Origin of the sequence: Pumilibacter muris (assembly GCF_943193045.1) — a bacterium.
Lineage (GTDB): Bacteria > Bacillota > Clostridia > Christensenellales > Pumilibacteraceae > Pumilibacter > Pumilibacter muris.
Window position 1 is genome coordinate 314,072 of sequence record NZ_CALPCN010000002.1, and the last position, 17,519, is coordinate 331,590.

At 48.5% G+C, this 17,519-nt stretch carries 15 protein-coding genes; all 15 read right to left on the reverse strand.

Features of this window, described 5'->3' with window-relative positions; genetic code table 11:
* Positions 1-21: 21 nt before the first annotated feature.
* Positions 22-903, reverse strand: coding sequence for a carbohydrate ABC transporter permease (locus NFR62_RS04090; protein ID WP_251614673.1), 882 nt, complete (start codon positions 901-903; stop codon positions 22-24).
* 12 nt (positions 904-915) lie between these two features.
* Positions 916-2,382, reverse strand: a complete 1,467-nt coding sequence (locus NFR62_RS04095; protein WP_251614676.1) for an ABC transporter permease subunit — start codon at positions 2,380-2,382, stop codon at positions 916-918.
* 30 nt (positions 2,383-2,412) lie between these two features.
* Positions 2,413-3,240 (reverse strand): AraC family transcriptional regulator, encoded by an 828-nt coding sequence (locus NFR62_RS04100; RefSeq protein ID WP_251614680.1) that lies wholly within the window; start codon positions 3,238-3,240, stop codon positions 2,413-2,415.
* Positions 3,230-5,296, reverse strand: coding sequence for an alpha-L-rhamnosidase-related protein (locus NFR62_RS04105; RefSeq protein WP_251614683.1), 2,067 nt, complete (start codon positions 5,294-5,296; stop codon positions 3,230-3,232). The genes NFR62_RS04100 and NFR62_RS04105 overlap by 11 nt, the downstream gene beginning before the upstream one ends.
* Positions 5,293-6,570, reverse strand: coding sequence for a Gfo/Idh/MocA family protein (locus tag NFR62_RS04110; protein ID WP_251614686.1), 1,278 nt, complete (start codon positions 6,568-6,570; stop codon positions 5,293-5,295). Before NFR62_RS04110 ends, NFR62_RS04105 begins: the two co-directional genes overlap by 4 nt.
* A gap of 351 nt (positions 6,571-6,921) precedes the next feature.
* Positions 6,922-8,322: a rhamnulokinase gene (locus tag NFR62_RS04115; protein WP_251614689.1), complete on the reverse strand. Its 1,401-nt coding sequence runs from the start codon at positions 8,320-8,322 to the stop codon at positions 6,922-6,924.
* Positions 8,323-8,392: 70 nt separating this feature from the next.
* Positions 8,393-9,649 carry an L-rhamnose isomerase gene (locus NFR62_RS04120; protein ID WP_251614692.1) on the reverse strand — a complete coding sequence of 419 codons (1,257 nt, stop codon included), beginning with the start codon at positions 9,647-9,649 and terminating at the stop codon, positions 8,393-8,395.
* A gap of 277 nt (positions 9,650-9,926) precedes the next feature.
* A complete protein-coding gene (locus NFR62_RS04125) occupies positions 9,927-10,625 on the reverse strand; it encodes a DNA alkylation repair protein (protein WP_251614695.1) in 699 nt (232 codons plus the stop codon).
* Between the two features lie 28 nt (positions 10,626-10,653).
* A complete protein-coding gene (locus NFR62_RS04130; protein ID WP_251614698.1) occupies positions 10,654-11,460 on the reverse strand; it encodes a DegV family protein in 807 nt (268 codons plus the stop codon).
* Positions 11,461-11,493: 33 nt separating this feature from the next.
* The gene (gene accA, locus NFR62_RS04135) at positions 11,494-12,354 is read right to left on the reverse strand and encodes a carboxyltransferase subunit alpha (RefSeq protein ID WP_420851354.1); all 861 of its coding nucleotides are present in this window, start codon (positions 12,352-12,354) and stop codon (positions 11,494-11,496) included.
* Positions 12,326-13,219 (reverse strand): acetyl-CoA carboxylase, carboxyltransferase subunit beta, encoded by an 894-nt coding sequence (accD, locus tag NFR62_RS04140; protein WP_251614703.1) that lies wholly within the window; start codon positions 13,217-13,219, stop codon positions 12,326-12,328. The genes accA and accD overlap by 29 nt, the downstream gene beginning before the upstream one ends.
* A 125-nt stretch (positions 13,220-13,344) precedes the next feature.
* Positions 13,345-14,679, reverse strand: coding sequence for an acetyl-CoA carboxylase biotin carboxylase subunit (gene accC / locus NFR62_RS04145; protein WP_251614707.1), 1,335 nt, complete (start codon positions 14,677-14,679; stop codon positions 13,345-13,347).
* 176 nt (positions 14,680-14,855) lie between these two features.
* The gene (gene accB / locus NFR62_RS04150; RefSeq protein ID WP_251614710.1) at positions 14,856-15,329 is read right to left on the reverse strand and encodes an acetyl-CoA carboxylase biotin carboxyl carrier protein; all 474 of its coding nucleotides are present in this window, start codon (positions 15,327-15,329) and stop codon (positions 14,856-14,858) included.
* A 102-nt stretch (positions 15,330-15,431) separates the two neighbouring features.
* Positions 15,432-16,667 (reverse strand): beta-ketoacyl-ACP synthase II, encoded by a 1,236-nt coding sequence (fabF, locus tag NFR62_RS04155; RefSeq protein WP_251614713.1) that lies wholly within the window; start codon positions 16,665-16,667, stop codon positions 15,432-15,434.
* Between the two features lies 1 nt (position 16,668).
* A complete protein-coding gene (locus NFR62_RS04160; RefSeq protein ID WP_251614715.1) occupies positions 16,669-17,403 on the reverse strand; it encodes a 3-oxoacyl-ACP reductase family protein in 735 nt (244 codons plus the stop codon).
* Between the last annotated feature and the right edge of the window lie 116 nt (positions 17,404-17,519).

The window sequence follows — 17,519 nt, forward strand, 5'->3', positions numbered from 1 at the left end:
TCCTAAAAATATTTTATAATTTCAGCCTTTAACCGCGCCGAGAAATACGCCGTCTTTAAAGAATTTTTGAAAGAACGGGTAAATGCACAGTATGGGCAAAAATCCCACTATGGTGAGCGCCATTCTCTGCGTTAGTTGAGAAACGCCGCCCGTGCCGATTATAACCGAAGAATCGATTTGCGAAAGATTATTGAAGTTTATCATTATGTAGTATTGAAGCGTCCAAAGCGCGGAATGAGCTTGGTCTATGTAAATCATCACGTCGAACCAGTTGTTCCAGTGAGTTACCATTGTGAACAAGCCGATAGACGCCACAACGGGAGTGGAAAGCGGCAAAACTATTTTCAAAAACAGTTTTATCTCGCCGGTGCCGTCTACAATAGCCGCTTCTTCTATTTCTTTGGGAAGCCCGGTGAAAAACTGCTTAAAAACCAAAATGTTCCACGCGCTCACAATGTTCGGGAGTATCATAGACCAAAAATTGTTGAGTAGGTGCAATTCCTTTATAACAAGATAGTTCGGAATAAGTCCGCCCGAAAAGAAAATAGTGAACAGCAACAAATATATGTATTTGTTTTTGCCGGGAAAGTCTCTGCGCGAAAGAACGTAGCCCACAAGCGCGTTTACGGCAACCGACGTAACCGTGCCCACCGCAGTGCGCAAAAACGACATTCCGAGCGCTTTAAGAACGTAGCTTCCCACGCCGAAAATTTTTCTGTACGCGATAAACGTCGGGCGCGTGGGAAACAGTATCAAAAGTCCGTTTTTGCTCGTCCATTCCGCTTCGCTGCAAAGCGACACTCCGAGCGTGTACAAAAGCGGATACAGGCACATCAGCGCGAGCAAAGCCGCCAAAGTTATACAAACGGCTTCGAATATTTTTTCTCCTTTTCCTCTAACCATGCCGCCGCCTCCTTACCAAGCGCCTATCCCGACGGTTTTTTGCGACAACTTGTGAGCGCCCACAACCATGCCGAAACCTATTACCGACTGCACGAACGACACCGCTCCGCTAAGCCCGTATTTGAGCTCTTGCAACCCTTCCCAATAAAGCCAAGTGTCTATAACGAGCGCTTTGTTCTCTTTAACCGCGCTTGTTGCGAAAATGAGTATTTGTTCGCCGCCCGCGCCTTTTAATAGGTTTCCGACAGCCATAATAACTTGATACACGAGCATAGGAATAACGCTCGGAAGGGTTATGTGCCACAGTTTTTTAAAAAAGCCCGCGCCGTCTATACTCGCCGCCTCGAACAGCGAACGGTCTATTCCCATAAGGCTTGCGGTGTATAAAATCGTTCCCCAGCCCACCTCTTTCCAAATGGACGAAAGAATCATATTCGTATAAAATAAGTCTTTGCGCGAAAGAAAGTCTATCGGCGTGCCGTGAAACACGTTCGTTATAACGTTGTTAATAACTCCGTTCGGCATCAAGAACGCCGATATAATCGCATAAATAACCACCCAACTGAAAAAGTGCGGAATGTATACTATAGTTTGAACCGCCGCCTTATATTTTTTGGAAGTGATATGGTAGAACACAAGTGCGAACACTACCGACGGAATAGTGCCCGCAAGCAACCGCAAAAAACTCAAATAAACGGTTTGCCATATAACGGTAAGCATTTGCCTGTCGGAAAATATATATTTAAAGTTGCTCAGTCCTACCCAGTCGCTACCCCAAATGCCTGTGCTAAGCGTGTAATCTTTAAAGGCGAGCACCGTTTGCAACAAGCTCGGATACACGTTAAAAATAAGAACGAGCACTGTGGGAATTATAAGAATAACGTAGAAAACCGCAAAACGCTTAACTTTAAGCATTGTTTGCGGTTTCACAAACAACTGAACGAATCCCGCGAAAACAACGATTAGCGAAAACATCAAAAACGTGGATTTAACTTCGAAAATTCTGTAAAAACCCGTTTTCGTTCCGTTTACGTCGGTTGCGGGAATTTTGCCGCACGTTAAAAGCAAAACGTACATAACTATGCAAATTCCGCCTAACGCAAGCAAAGTATACGCAGTTATACTGTTGTCTTTTTTGAAAACGAACGAGCGGAGCACCGAAAACAAAACGCATACGAGCGGCAAAACCGTGCAAAGCCAACCGAGCAACGTGATATATGCGGGTATATGCAAATATAAAACGGTGCCGTAGTTCATATAGCCAACGTTGCCGCCGTAAAAAGAGCCGGAAAGCACGTCGGCGCCGCTTAGCTTTATGTTTATAAGGTTAAACGAATATTCCACAAACCCGCCCGCAAGAAATAGAGCGAGCGCGCAAAGTATGAGCGCCGACTGCACAACGGCTTTGCCGCGAACGCTCAACGCATATCCGTCGCGCTTTTTGATTTTTTTGTTTTCTTCAACAGCTTCCGCAACCATTTTATTGCGTCCACCTCCCGTTAAAAAGTTTTAGCACTCTCTTTCAACGTTTTGCTTGTATTTGTTGGGCGTGTCGCCGACAAGCTCTTTGAATTTCATGTGAAAGTATTTAAGGTCGTTGAACCCAACCATTTGCGATATTGTGGCAACCGAATAATTCGTGTTCAGTAGATAACGGCAACTCTGCTCTATTCGGTATTTGATTATATAAGCCACAACCGACGTATTTCTTTCGCGTTTGAATATGCGTTGCAAATAAGGCTTGCACACCCCGCACGCGGCGGCTACGTCGTTTACGCTTATTTGCTTGTCGTAATTTTTGTGTATGTAGTCAAGCGCAACGTCTATGTATTCGCTCATGTATTTTTGCCTTGACTGCTCGCGGTTCGCCTTGCCTCTGCGCGACGGTTGAGCTCTGAAAAGTTCGGCAAGCAACGCGCCCGTTAAACCGTAGGTTATTTCCTCGTACATCCAGTTTTTATTTTCGTATTCCTCTTTAATTCGGTTGATTAAATATTCTCCGTCTTTTATTTTTTCGAGAGGAACAACCGTTTCGGGCGAAATCAAAGCGTAATTGTAGTTGTAAAAATCAAACGGGAATATTATGTTCCACACGGTGAAATCGGCGGGATTGCCGAAAGGAAAAATGGAGTGCGACAATTCGCGGTCGGCGAGCAAAAATAAATCGCCTTGTTTCACGGGAATTTTTTTCTCGCCTATAATGTTTTCGCCCTCGCCGCTCTTAACGTATACAAGCTCCACAAACTCGTGCGAATGAGGAACTATGGAGCCGTATCCCTCGCTTTCCACAACAACGATATTAACTTTAGAGTCGAACATTGCTATGTTAAACGACATACTCTACTTCCCGTTTTTCAAAAGTAATTTTTTCGGACGCTTCCAAAAAGTATTTCCCGCCGCATTTCCCCGTTTGAGCCGCGCGGCTTCCGTTATCGGGCGCGGGGACAAAACAATCGGGAACTTCAACGTAGCCCGCGCAATTCTCGGCATGCACGGTAAAAGTTTTTTCGTCGTATTTTAAAAACAACTTTCCTTTGCCTACGGGCGCCGCGCAATCGAAATCAGGCAAAACGTTTAATCGGGGCGAGCATACGAAAGTTTTATAACCCGCCTCGTTAGGGCGTATGCCGAGCAAACAGTTGAATATAAGATACACGGGATTAGCGCCCCATGCGTGGCAAAGACTTTTGCCGTAAGGTCTGCCGTACATGGCGTATTTGGCGGCGCCCTTCTCTTCGGGGTTGTATGCTTCCCAAAACGTGGTTGCGCCCTCGCCGAGCATTCCGCCCCAGTACGCTTTCATGCCGCTCAGCACCTTTTCGGGCATGCCTATTGCGGCAAGAGTGGCTTGTTCGTAAAACTGCATATACGGAGTAGTTATTTTTTGAACTTCGTCGTTTAACAAAACTTTTTCTATTACGCTCTTTCGCTTTTCTTCGTCGAGCAAATCGAACAGCACCGCGAACATGTTTGCATAACGCGTAACGGTAAGGTCTAAAACTCCGTTTTCCCGCCTGTGCACAAAACGCCCGTCAACCCAAAAAACTTCGAGCGTGCGGCTAAGAACCTCTTTCGCTTTATCCGCGTAAAAAGAACCGTCTTTTCCGAGTTCTTCGCAAATTGCCGAAAATCTTTTGAGCGCAATCGAAAACAGTATTTGTTCGAACGACGTTTCTCCGCGATTGTCTATTTTCGCCCAGTCTATAAACACCCAGTCTTCGGGATAGTTTTGCAAAAAGCCGTCGGCGTTCGTTCTCGAAAGCAAGAATTTAACGTATCCTTCCGCTCCGCAAAACATTTCGGCAAGAAACTCTTTATCGCCCGTGTAAAGATAATAATCGTAAAGCGACAAAATCCAGTACATGGTGTAGTCCATTATGTGGTTAATGTGCGTTTTTATGGGCTCTTTGCCTTTAAGCGCGCGCACGGTGCGCTTAACCGCGTCGGAATCGCAAAACGTGTAGTAGTTCACAAGATAGCTTTGATACGCGTCGCCGCTCCACGACCAACGGTCGCGCTTAGCCCCGTCGAGAAAAAACTCTTTTTTACACATTCCGAGAGTGTAAACGGAAACGTCGTAAATTTTTTGAAGGAGCTTATCAGAACTATTAAACCGCCCTTTGTTTTCTTTGCCGAAAACTTCTTCCAGCGCGGTAAGTTTGCGGTAGCCGCCCGAACGAGGCACAAACGCCCACCTGAACGCCTTTGTAACGGGAGTTACAAAACTTTCTCCCTCGCGCGTTACGACGCAATCCGTTTGCTCGCTGTGCTCAGTGTCGAGCGCCTCTTCGCGCGATTCGCCGTAAAAAATTTCGGTTTCGGCGTCTTTCGTTTCGTACAATTTCAAATACGCCGAAATTTCTTTGCCGAAGTCGTAAAGCTTGCCGCCGTTTATATCTTCTTCCGAAACGGGCTTTGTCTCTCTCGTTTTCTTAACGCGCCTGTTGGGGCTGCCGTTTATATCGAAAAACTCCCCTTGCGCCGCAGGCATAAAAACATGGTCTTGGCACGTTACGCGGAAAGAATGAGAACCCGACTTTATTTGATTGCCGCAAACGTATATGCACGGAAGTTCCGACACGTTAGTTACGAGAATTTGCATTTCGTAAGTTCCCGCAGGCAGTCTCAATTTTCCTCCGAAATTCTTTATGTAACCCATTCCCTCAATAAAAATATTAAAATCGCCGTCTACCTTAACGGTTATTTCGTCGGGTTCGGAAAGGGTGAAATCGGCGTAAAATTTAACCGACACATAGTGGCTGTCCATTCTCCAAAACGGAGTTATAAGCACGTCGCGTTCTCTCCGTTCCGCCATGCACTTGCAAAACAGCAAAGCTTCGTAATCGCCGGGATACCAAATCCACGCCGCTCTTTTTTCGCAGTTTTCGGTCATTTCACTTCTTCCGTAATGCCGCCGCAATCAAGCGATTTATCCGCCGCGTAAACCGTTAAATGTCCGTTCACCGAATCTTCGAGCACCGTTGCGGAAATGGAACGAGGCAAGCCGAGTTCCATATTAACAAAATCGTTCACAAGCCTGCTGTCGCCGCCGCTGTGTCCGTCGCCCGCTTCCACACCCGTAATTTCTTCTATTCTCTCGTTATACAGGCAGTTGGCGGGGTTATAAGTGCGCACGGCAAAGCGGTTGTCTTCCAAAAACCCTTGAATTTCGCCTTTGGTGCCTATAATATGTATGTTTCTGCCGGGCCTCGCAACGCCCGACACCATGCTGTGAGTTGCTATCACGCCGTTTTCAAACTCCAAAATAAACGCCTGCCTATCCACTATGTCGGCATCCGTCTTATAAATACACCGCCCCATAGGATTATCGGCTTTCAAAGATTTTATTTTTTCGTCGCGCGTTATATCTTCGTATTTTTTGTTAAATTCCGTGAACATGTACTGGCTGAAATACTCGTTGTCTATAAGTAGTTTTTTGCACGAATATGGGCATTCCTCTTCTATAACGCAATCGTTGAGGCAGCGCGTTCCCGCCCCTGCGGGCGCGTTCTTTTCTATAAAATAGTGTCTGCCGCCGAAACTCGCAACCTTTTTAGGCTTTGAGCCGCTGTTAAACCAACACAAAAGGTCGGCGTCGTGGCAACACTTTGCAAGAAGCATCGACGAACCGCATTTTTTGCGGTTGTTCCATTTTCCGCGAATATACGAAGCGGACGAATGAGCCACGCCCACCATTTCGTTAGTTTCTATTTCCACAACGTCGCCGATTTCGCCGCTCAGCATTATTTGCTTAATTTTAAGATAAAACGGCGTATAGCGCAAAACGTGACAAATCATAACTTTGCAACCGTGCGCGTCGGCAACGCGTTTGAGTTCCAAAAGTTCTTCTCTGTTGTTCGTTATGGGCTTTTCCAAAAGCATGTCGTAGCCGAGCTTTAAAAAAGGAATCGCCGTTTTAATATGCAACTCGTCCATAGTCGCGTTTATAACGGCGTCGGCTATTTTTCCGAGCTTTAAGCATTCGGACATGTCGGCATACAGAACGTCGTCGGAAAGCGAAAACATTTCTTTCGCAAGCGCTCTCCTAAACGGATTCGGGTCTATAACCGCCCTAACATTTAACCTATCGGGATGAGCGAGCGCATATTTCGTATATGCAACCGCTCTGTCGCCGAAGCCCACCACTACAACGCTTACCGCTTCCATATTTCTGCTCCTGTACGCAAATTTTCCAACTTTTTTCAAGTTTAGCTTTATAAGACAATTATATATTACTTTTGCAGTAAAAACAATGGACAAAAGCGCAACAGAATTACGTTTTTACGCACTAAAATAAGCGCCTTTTTATTGCAAAACACGTCGATTCATTCCGTAATAACGCAATAAAAAAACCGAACGGTTAAACTCGCTCGGTTCTTATTGTTTTGTTTATTCGTTTTATGTACGGGACTGCTTCGCTACGCTCGCAGTGACAAGTAAGTTATATCGTTGCGAGGCAACGTAGCAATCTCGCTCTATGTTTGGGAATGCTTTGCCATGCTCGTAGCGACAAGGAAGTTACTCGGGCAAATATTCTTTCAACTCAACGCTGTTTTTCACAATTTTGCGCGCGGCGGAAAGGTCTTTTATCGCTTTTAGCGCTATCAACTGCACGGCGGCGTTGCCTATAACGGTGGCTTCGCTCGGTCCCGCATACACGGGAAGCTTTGTTGCCGACGCGGTAAGGCGACACAAAAGGGTGGCGTTTATTCCCCCGCCTATCATGTGAATCGCGCTCTTTTTGCCCGTTAGTTTAACGAGCCCGTCGGTTGCAACGCGGTAACATTCGGCAATACTGTCGTAAATCGAGCGGGCTATTTGCCCTATTCCTTCGGGCGCGGGCAAGTTTCTGCTAATAAACCACTTACGCACCTTTTCGGGCATGTCGCCGGGATACATGAATTCGTCGTCGTTCACGTCGAATATAAATTTTCCGCCCTCTTCTTTTTCGGCAAGCGCGGCAATTTCGCCGTAGCCGAGCGAATGCCCTTGCTTATCCCAAGTGCGCTTGCTTTCGTTTATAATCCACAAGCCCATTATATTTTGCAAATAGCGAATAGTTCTGTCGTGCCCTATTTCGTTGGTGTAGTCGGGGCAAGAGAACAGCGGCTTATTTAGTTCGGTGCCGAGCAAACTCCAAGTGCCGCAACTTATGTATTCGAAGTTGTTTTCGGTCGAGGGGACGGATACGACAGCCGACGCGGTGTCGTGGCAGCAAACTGCGATTACGGGCACGGGTTCAACCTGCAACTCCTCGCACACTTCGCGGCTGAGCATTCCGTAGGTGCTTCCGCTATCCACGATTTCGGGGAAAAGCGAACGCTTTAATCCGAGCTTATCTATAAGCCCCCACGCCCAGTCGCCGGTGCGCGGGTCAACGAGCTGCCCCGTAGAGGCGATTGTGCGTTCGCACACTTTCGCACCCGTAAGGAAATACGCGAACAAATCGGGAACCATAATAAATTTATCTGCGCGTTCGTAGTCTTGCGGGCAATACTTTTTAACGTACATAAGTTGATATATTGTGTTAAAATCAAGGAACTGTATTCCCGTTGTGGCGTAAATTTCGTCTTTGGGAACGATTTTAAACACTTCTTCTTGCATGCGCTCCGTTCTGCGGTCGCGGTAGTGCACGGGGTTAGAAAGCATTTTGCCGTTTTCGTCTATTAGCGCAAAATCCACGCCCCAAGTGTCTATTCCTATCGAGTCGAAGCCGCCTTTGAGCTTAGCTTTAACAATTCCCGTTTTCAGCTCGTGATACAGCCTTAAAATATCCCAGTAAAGAACTCCGTTTATCTGAACGGGGCTGTTATCGAAACGGTGCAATTCCTCTATGTCTATTTTATTTCCGTCGAAAGAACAAAGCATCGCTCTGCCGCTTGTGGCGCCGAAATCGAGCGCCAAAACTCTCTTGTTCATATTGTCTCCTTATAAAAACGAAATGCGGGCGGTTTGCCCGCATTCCTGCGTCTTTTTAATTTGTTTAATATTAGCGTTTGGAAATGTATTTCGCGGTGTAGTCGCGCACCGAAGTAAGCCAATCCTTTCCTACGGGAACGCCCGCCTTTAAGCAAGCCATATCCCAAACGGCGTTGAACGGAAGCGCTTTCGCCTCTTCGCTGAGCGCCAAACGCTCCGAAAAGTCGCCCTTTCTTTCGGCAGCTTTAATCATATCGGTGGGTTCCAAAATGGCGCGGAGCATGGCGCGAGCTGCGGCGCGCATACCGATAGCCGACGCATACACGCGGTTTATGCTCGCGTCGAAGTAGTCGAGCCCGATATGAAGTTTGCCGAGAACGTCGGCGCGCTTAGCTTCGGTCATAATCGAAGAAAGCGTGTCGTCGTCTATAACAACGTGGTCGCTGTCCCAGCGAACGCCGCGACTTATGTGCAAAAGTATGTCGTTAAAGAAATATTTAAGAGCGCTGAACTTGTCGGAAATCTGTTCGGTGGGATGATAGTGTCCCGAATCGAGGCAGATGCCCAAATTGTGTTTAAGAGCGTAAGCCAAATAAAAATCGTAGCTGCCGCACACGAAGCACTCGGTGCCTATGCCGAAAAGTTTTCCTTCGAGTGCATCGACAAGGTGTTTGCGGTCGTAGTTCTTTTCAAAGCCTTTATCGAGGCTGTCTATTAAAAGTTCGCGGTAATACGAGCGGTCGGCGGGATTGTCTTTGAGTCCGTCGGGAATCCATGTGTTGAGCACACAAACGTCGTTGAGCTTTTTGCCGATGTTATACGCGATTTCGCGGCTCGTCTTTAAATGCTCAATCCAAAAATCGCGCACTTCTTTTTTGGGCGAGGTGAGCGACAGCGTGCCGTCCATCATCTTGTGAGCGAAGAACGAGCCGTTATAATCTATGCCCGCGTTGTTCTCTTTCGCCCAATCAATCCACTTTTCGAAAGCGGTAACGTCGAGCTTTTCGCGGCTCGTCGGTTTTTTGGGTTCGGCATACACCGAATGCAGATTTATCTTTTTGCCGCTCGGCGTAAGCGAGAGCACATAGGCGAGGTCTTGCTTAACCTCTTCGGCATTGCGTGCCGCGCCGGGATAGTTTCCCGTTACAACGTTTTGGCTTTCCGCTTGCCCCTCTTCGAATCCTTTAATATCGTCAACCTGCCAGCAATGAAGCGATATGCGGGTTGAGCGCAATTCCTCTATAGCTTTGTCGGTGTCCACCCCGAAATCTTTATACGCCTCTTTCGCAAGGTCGTAGGCGTTCAAAATCTTATTGTCGTTTGCCATTTTTTTGCCTCCGTGTTTATGCGGTATTTATTGTATATTCATTGTATCACAAGAAACAAACTTTGGCAACTGAAAAACGTAGGTTTTATTGCCCGCTTCCGTTGTTTTTTTTGTTTTTATGTGGGATTCGGGAGTGCGCTCGCATAAGACCGTTTCGCTTGCAATGACAGTTCGCTTGTCATTGCGCGCAACGAACGAATGTTAGTGACGCGGCAATCTCCGCTCTACGCTTGGGATTGCTTCGCTAAGTTCGCAATGACATGGGAAGCACCGTTCGCTACGCTCGCGGCAACACGGGAAAAAAACGGTTTTTCAGTTCCGCTTTTCGCTCGGGCGGTATTCTGAAACTTTCGCGCGCTTTTTGCACGGTTTTGCGCACTATAAAGTTGTTGAACGTTCCTCTTTCCAAAAACGCGAACGTTTCGTCGTAAAACTTTACGAGCGCAACGCTCAGCCCCCAAGCTATTCCCATATTCACATAATATTTATCGCACTGCATTTTTTCGTACAGCCCGAACACGGTAGGCAAATATTCGGGAGTAAGGCAATAGCTCATTAAAAACACAACCATAAACCTGCGCTCGTATTCGGGCGCTTCAACCAAACGCGCATATCGACTTAAAAATAAGTCGCGGTATTTTCCGAGTTCTTTAAAAGCTCCCACCGTCATATCCACATGCGCCCAATTATCGAACAGCGGCAAAACCTTGTCGAGCCGTGCGAATTTTTCCTCAATAGGCATTTTCTTTGCAAAAGAAAATGCGAGCGAATACAAAAGTATTTGCTCGTAATTTTCAAGCTTATACGAATCGAAAAAATTTTCGGGCTCGCGCGCTATGACTTTTGCGAGCCCTTTTAATTGCGGCGCGCGCACTCCGAGCATTTTCAAATTCGAATTAACTATTTTCGCGTTAAACTCTTTGTATTCAGCGTCGGCAAGAGACAAAAGTTTTGCGTCTATTTCTTCGTTAGTCATAATTTACGATTCCTAAGTAAAGGCGATTTTATCTGCCTATATATGAAATTCCTATTGCCCCTTCTCCGACGTGCACCGTCAGCACGGGTCCCACAGTGCGCAAATGGATTTTAACGTGAGGGAAACGCGCCGAAAGAGCGGATTCCACGCGGGTTGTGTCGGCTCCCTCCGATTTCATAAGAAAAATGCGTCTTGCCGAATCGGGCACCGCCGAAACGAGCGCGTCTATTCTCGGCTTTATTCCGCGCACGTTGCTCACAAACTGTATGCTGTCCACAAGCGTTAGAATGGGGCGAGTGTTAAGAGTTGTGTTTGCCGACTTGCTCGCAACGAGCCTGCCTCCTTTTTTGAGAGGTTCGAGCGACTCCACAGTGAAAACCGTTCCGATTTTACTCTTTATTCCTTCGAGGTTGTTGCAAATTTCTTCGAGCGTAAGTCCGCCCACAAGCATATTCACGGCTTCGTCAACAAGCAAATGAAGTCCTCCGTTTACCGTACCCGAATTTATTACGCGCACGCTTTTGCCGAACGGCTCCGCCGCTTTAACTGCGCTCGAATAGGTGCCGCTGAGCGCGCTCGAAAGAGTTATGCAAAGCACCTCGCCGCCGTTTTGCGTCAGTTCCTCGAAAATGCGTGAAAACGCGAACGGCGCGGGCTGACTCGTTTTAAGATGCTTTCCGCGCATTTTTTCCGCAAAATTGCCGTTCTCGCCGCGAGGCTGCTCGCTGTACGGAATTCCGCTTATAAGATAAGCCAAGCTCACCAAGCGAATGTTTCTGCTTTCCGCCTCCGCGCGCGAATACCCTACTGAAGTGTCGGTTACAATGGTAATCATATTACGCTTTTATTCCTCTTTTAGTCCCTATTTCTAAAACGCTCTGAAACGCTTGTATCTTTCGGCAACAAGTTGTTCAACGGGCACCGCCGCTTTCTTTTTGAAAAATTCCGCTATGTCGGATTTAAGCGCCGCAAAATACCCGTCGGAAAAATCCTTTTCCTCTATAACACGCTCTACGGCTTTCTTTTTTAAAAGCTCGGGCGCCGTAAGCTTTAAAGCCTCCGCCGCTTCGCGCACCTTAGACGAATCTTTATACAGAATAGACGCGCAGCCTTCGGGCGATATAACCGAATAAGTGGAAGTCTCTGTTATCCACACTTCGTCGGCAACCGCAAGCCCCAAAGCCCCGCCGCTTCCGCCCTCGCCTATAAACAGGCTAAGTACCGGCACTTTAAGCCCCGCCATTTTCATAAGATTAACCGCAATCGCTTCAGCTTCACCGCGTTCTTCCGCGCCTATGCCGCAAGCCGCGCCCGACGTATCCACAATGTTTAGCACGGGGCGATTAAATTTTTCGGCTTGTTTCATCAGTCTTAACGCTTTGCGGTAGCCTTCGGGCGACGCTCCGCCGAAATTGTGTTTTATTTTATCGGCTGTGTCTACGCCCTTTTCTATTCCTATAACGGTAACGGGCATACCGCCTATTCTTCCTATTCCGCCTATTATCGCGGCGTCGTCGGCAAACCCTCTGTCGCCGTGAAGCTCTATAAATCCGTCTACTATGCCCGCAATATATTTAACTGCGGTAGGGCGCGTTTTATCGCGACTGCGACAAACTATTTCGTAAGGCGTAAGTTCTTTTTGCTCGGGAGCAACGCTTTCGAGCGCCGCTTTCTTTTTATCCGCATTTGCGGGCGTCTTTTTATTGTCTGTTTTCGCCGCCATTTTCAGCTCCTCCCGTGTGCAATGCCAAAATTTCGCCGAGTTTCGTTTTCATTTCGGTTCGCTTAACGATTAAATCCACATAGCCCTTTTGTTGCAAAAATTCCGCCCTCTGAAAGCCCGCAGGCAATTTCTGCCTAATAGTTTGCTCTATAACGCGCGGGCCCGCAAAACCTATAAGAGCGTCGGGTTCCGCTAAAATAATGTCGCCGAGAAACGCGAACGACGCCGACACGCCGCCCGTAGTGGGGTTGGTGAGCACGGGAACGTATAAAAGCCCCGCGTCATTATGCTTGCCCACAGCCGCGCTCGTTTTAGCCATTTGCATTAGCGACGTTATTCCCTCTTGCATGCGCGCGCCGCCGGAAAGAGCGAATCCCACCACAGGATAGCGGTGAAGCGTTGCGTATTCGAATATTCTCGTAATTCTTTCGCCTACGGCGTATCCCATGCTGCCCATCATAAAGCGGTGGTCCATTGCGAAAACGGCAACGTACATTCCCGACAGACGCAAAACGCCCACAATCGCGCCTTCGGTTTCGCCGCTTTCCGCCCTCGCCTTTTCAAGCTTATCCGAATAGCCCGGAAAATCCGCGTCGGCGGGAGTTACAACTTCGGAAAACATTTCAACGAATTCGCCGTCGTCGGCAAGCGCGGCAAGCCGCTCTCTCGCGCCTATTTTAAAATGATAGCCGCATTTGGGGCACACTTTCATGTTTGCGTCAAGCTCGCTCGAAAGCAAAATCTGCCGGCACTTTTCGCATCGTACCGACACTTTTTCGGGCACCGCAGGCTTACTTCCGTCGGCGCCGCCTTCGAGCTCTATTTTGGGTTTGCGGAAAAATATTTTCCGTATTGTTTCTTCGAATCCCATTCTTATATCCTTTTATATATTCCGACTAACGCTCGAATGCCCGTCGGAATTTTCTTTTTTATTTATTTACGAACGTCCGGTTTTTTGCGGTTTGCGCTATAGACCGCAATTTTACCCGCAAACGGCTAAAATTTGTGCGTCGCCATAAAATCGGTGCAATAAGTGCCGTTTTCGAACTCGGGCTCCGAGAGAATGTCGCAACCGAGTTCGGCGTTGTAGTTCACACCCTCCACAACAAGCTCGCAAAGCGCCGCGTTAAGTTTGCGTATCGCCTCTTTGCGGTCGCGCGCGAACACTATGAGCTTGCCTATCATCGAATCGTAATACGGCGGAATAGTGTAATCTTGATAAATAGCGGTATCGAACCGCACCCACGGCCCGCCGGGTATGTGCAAAAGCGTAATTTTGCCGCAAGACGGGCGGAAATTATTTTTCACGTCCTCGCTGTTTATGCGGCATTCTATTGCGCACCCTTCTAAGCGCACGTCGTTTTGCAGGCGGTCGAGTTCCAACCCTGCGGCAATGCGGATTTGCCATTTCACAAGGTCTACGCCCGAAACGTATTCGGTTACGGGGTGTTCCACTTGAAGCCTTGTGTTCATTTCCATAAAATAAAAATTCGTGCCGTCGAACAAAAACTCCACAGTGCCCGCGTTGGTATAGCCAACCGCCTCAGCCGCTTTTCTCGCCGCCGCAAACATTTTTTTGCGAACGGATTCGGGCAACGTGGCGCAAGGGCTTTCCTCTATAATCTTTTGGTTTTTGCGCTGAACGGAGCAATCGCGCTCGCCGAGCGTAACTATATTGCCGTGTTCGTCGCACAGCAGTTGCACTTCAACGTGCTTAACATGGGTCAAGTATTTTTCGAGATACACCTCGCCGTTGCCGAAAGCTCCCGCCGCTTCGGTAGACGCGATTTTAATGGCTTTGGGAAGTTCCTCTTCCGACTCCACTATGCGAATGCCTCTGCCGCCGCCGCCCGCGCTCGCTTTAACGATAACGGGATAGCCTATTTGTTTCGCAACTTTCACAGCCTCGTTCACGTCGGTAATGGCGTCCATTCCGGGCACAACGGGCACTCCCGCTTTTTTCATTGTGCGGCGCGCTTCGTCTTTATTGCCCATTGCGTCTATAACTTTGTAATTCGGTCCTATAAACTTTATGCCGCACTGCGAGCAAAGCTCGGCAAATCTCGAATTTTCGCTCAAAAGACCGTAGCCGGGATGAATCGCTTGCGCGCCCGTCGCCACAGCCACGTCTATAATAGCCGTCATATTCAAATAGCTGTCTTTTAAAAACGCGGGACCTATGCAATACGCCTCGTCGGCAAGCGACACCCAAAGCCCCTCGCGGTCGGCTTCGCTGAACACCGCGACGGTTGAAATGCCCATTTCCTTACATGCGCGTATTACCCGCACCGCGACTTCGCCGCGATTGGCAATCAAAATTTTCGTAAACATTCTTTTAATGCCTCAGCCGACGCGCAAAAATTTTTCAACTTTCCGCGCTCGGTTCTTTTTAATGCCTTGCCGATTTCGTCACGTTTTCGTCGTTTCGCAATCGGGTCTTTATTGCCTCAGCCGACCGCAAACAGTTCGCGCTCGGTTCTTTTCTTTATATGAATAAACTGCGCCGCTTAAAAAATGCGGAACAACACTTGCCCGAACTCAACAAGTTCTCCCGACTTGGGAAGAACTTCGACTATTTCGCCGTCGCGCTCGGCAACGACTTCGTTCATAAGTTTCATGGCTTCTATTATGCAGAGAGTATCGCCCTTTTTCACCTTTGTGCCGCGCGTTACGAACGGTTCCGACTCGGGCGAGGGCGCGCTGTAAAAAACTCCCACCATAGGCGACTTTATGTCCGACACCAAATTGTAGTCGAGCACTCCTTCGCTCGGGCCCGTTTCCGCTTTAAGTTGCGGAGCAGGCTCGGCTACGGGAGCCGCCGCAGGAACGGCAACCGACGCAACTTGCACTGCGGCGGAAGCGGAGTTCCTCTTTAAAACCACTCTCAAACTTTCGCCGTTTTCGCCCGACTCGACTTCCATTTCGCCGAGCTGAGAATTTTCGAATATGCTTATAAGATTTTTAATGCTTTTTAAATCCATTGTTATCCGTGACCTCCTGTCACAAAACGTTTTTCGAAAGCGCGACAACACTCACGACGCGTTCCGCGCGCTCAAAATTCACTTATTTGCGCTTTTTTGCCACTATCGCGCTTTTTTAAACGCAACGCACGCATTGTGCCCGCCGAATCCGAGACTTGTTGAAATCGCAAACTGCAAATCCGCTTTTTCGGCTTTATTCGGTGTAACGTACAAATCGCATTCGGGGTCGGGCTCGCGGTAGTTGATTGTAGGCGGAATTATTCCGTCGCGCAGAGCGAGCACCGAAAGCACCGCCTCCATAGCTCCCGCCGCGCCGAGCATATGACCCGTCATGGATTTAGTGGAACTTATCTTAACTTTTTTTGCCTCCGCTTCTCCGAACGCCTTTTTGATTGCCGCCGTTTCGGTTTTGTCGTTTAGCGGCGTTCCCGTGCCGTGTGCGTTCACATACACACCGTCGCCGCCGGCGATTCCGCTTTCATCCATAGCAAATTTTATAGCGCGAGCCGACTGCGAGGCTTCGGGGTCGGGCGCGGTTATGTGATGGGCGTCGCAAGTGTTGCCGTAGCCCGTCATTTCGGCGTAAATTTTCGCGCCGCGCGCAACCGCGTGCTCGTATTCTTCGAGCACAAGTATAGCTCCGCCCTCACCCATAACGAATCCGCCCCTGCGCTTATCGAACGGCAAACTCGCCGCGTCGGCGTCGGTTGCCTGTGTGAGAGCCATACAGTTTATAAATCCGCCGAAAGCGAGCGGATTAACCGCCGCTTCGCTGCCGCCCGCTATTATAGCGTCGGCATAGCCGTGTTTTATCGCACGGAACGCTTCGCCTATGCTGTTGGTGCTCGTGGCGCACGCGGTAACGATAGGCAGAGTAACTCCGCAAGCTTTATATTTTATTGCAATAGTTCCCGCCGCCATGTTTGAAATCATCATGGGCACAAAGAACGGGCTAATTTTGCGATAGCCGCCTTCCAAAAGTTTGCCGTGCTCGCTCATCATAGTGGAAATTCCGCCTATGCCGCTGCCAACATAAACTCCGAAACGCTCGCTTTCAACCTTGCCGACTATTCCGCTGTCTTCCACAGCCTGAGCCGCCGCCGCCAAAGCGTATTGCGTGTAAAGGTCGTTTTTTCTCAGCTCGCCGCGCTGCATATACATAAGAGGGTCAAAATCTTTAACCTCTGCGGCAAGCGTAGACTTAAAATCGGTTACGTCGAATTTGGTTACGCGGGCAATGCCGTTTTTTCCATTTTTAACCGCGTTCCAAGCTGTTTCCGTATTCAGTCCTACGGGAGAAATAACGCCCAATCCCGTAACGGCAACGCGTTTTTCCATATTAAATATACATTCCTCCGTCTACCTTAATAACTTCGCCGCTCACATAGCGGTTTTCAAGGAAAAACACTACGGCGCGAGCCACGTCGTCTGGTTTTCCGATATAGCCGAGCGGAATTTGCTTTTTAATGGCGTCTTGTTGCGCGGGAGTGAGCGCCGCCGTCATGGCGGTGTCTATAAAGCCGGGCGCAACCGCGTTGCAGGTAACGTTGCGCGAAGCAAGTTCGCGCGCCACCGTTTTGGTAAGACCTATAAGTCCCGCCTTGCTCGCCGAATAATTCGCCTGCCCGGCGTTTCCCATTAAGCCCACAACGCTGCTTATATTCACAATGGCTCCGCCGTTGCGCATAAAGTTGCGCGTTAAATGCTTTATCATATTGAAAGCGCCTTTAAGATTTACCGCTATAACTTTGTCGAAGTCGGATTCGCCCATGCTCAAAATGAGCTTGTCCGCCGTTATTCCCGCGTTGTTCACAAGCGAATCCACCGTGCCGAAATCTTCTAAAATTTTATCGCAAACCGTTTTGGTTACCGCGAAATCCGCCACGTCGCATTCGTAAGCTTCGGCTTTAACTCCGTAGCCGCGAAATTCTTCGATTGCCTCCGTAGGATAAGGACCCACGAACGGAACCGCAATGTTAGCTCCTTTTTGCGCGCAAAGCGAGGCAATCGCCTGCCCTATTCCTCTGCCCGCGCCCGTAACTACAACCGTTTTACCTTTTAATATACTTTCCATAATTATAACCATGACCTCCTTGTTACAAACGTTTTCGAAACGCGTAAAGAGCGGAACTCCCGCGCATCGCAAAACGCATACAAAAAAGCAAGCTTAGCTTTAAAAAGCGTCTTGCT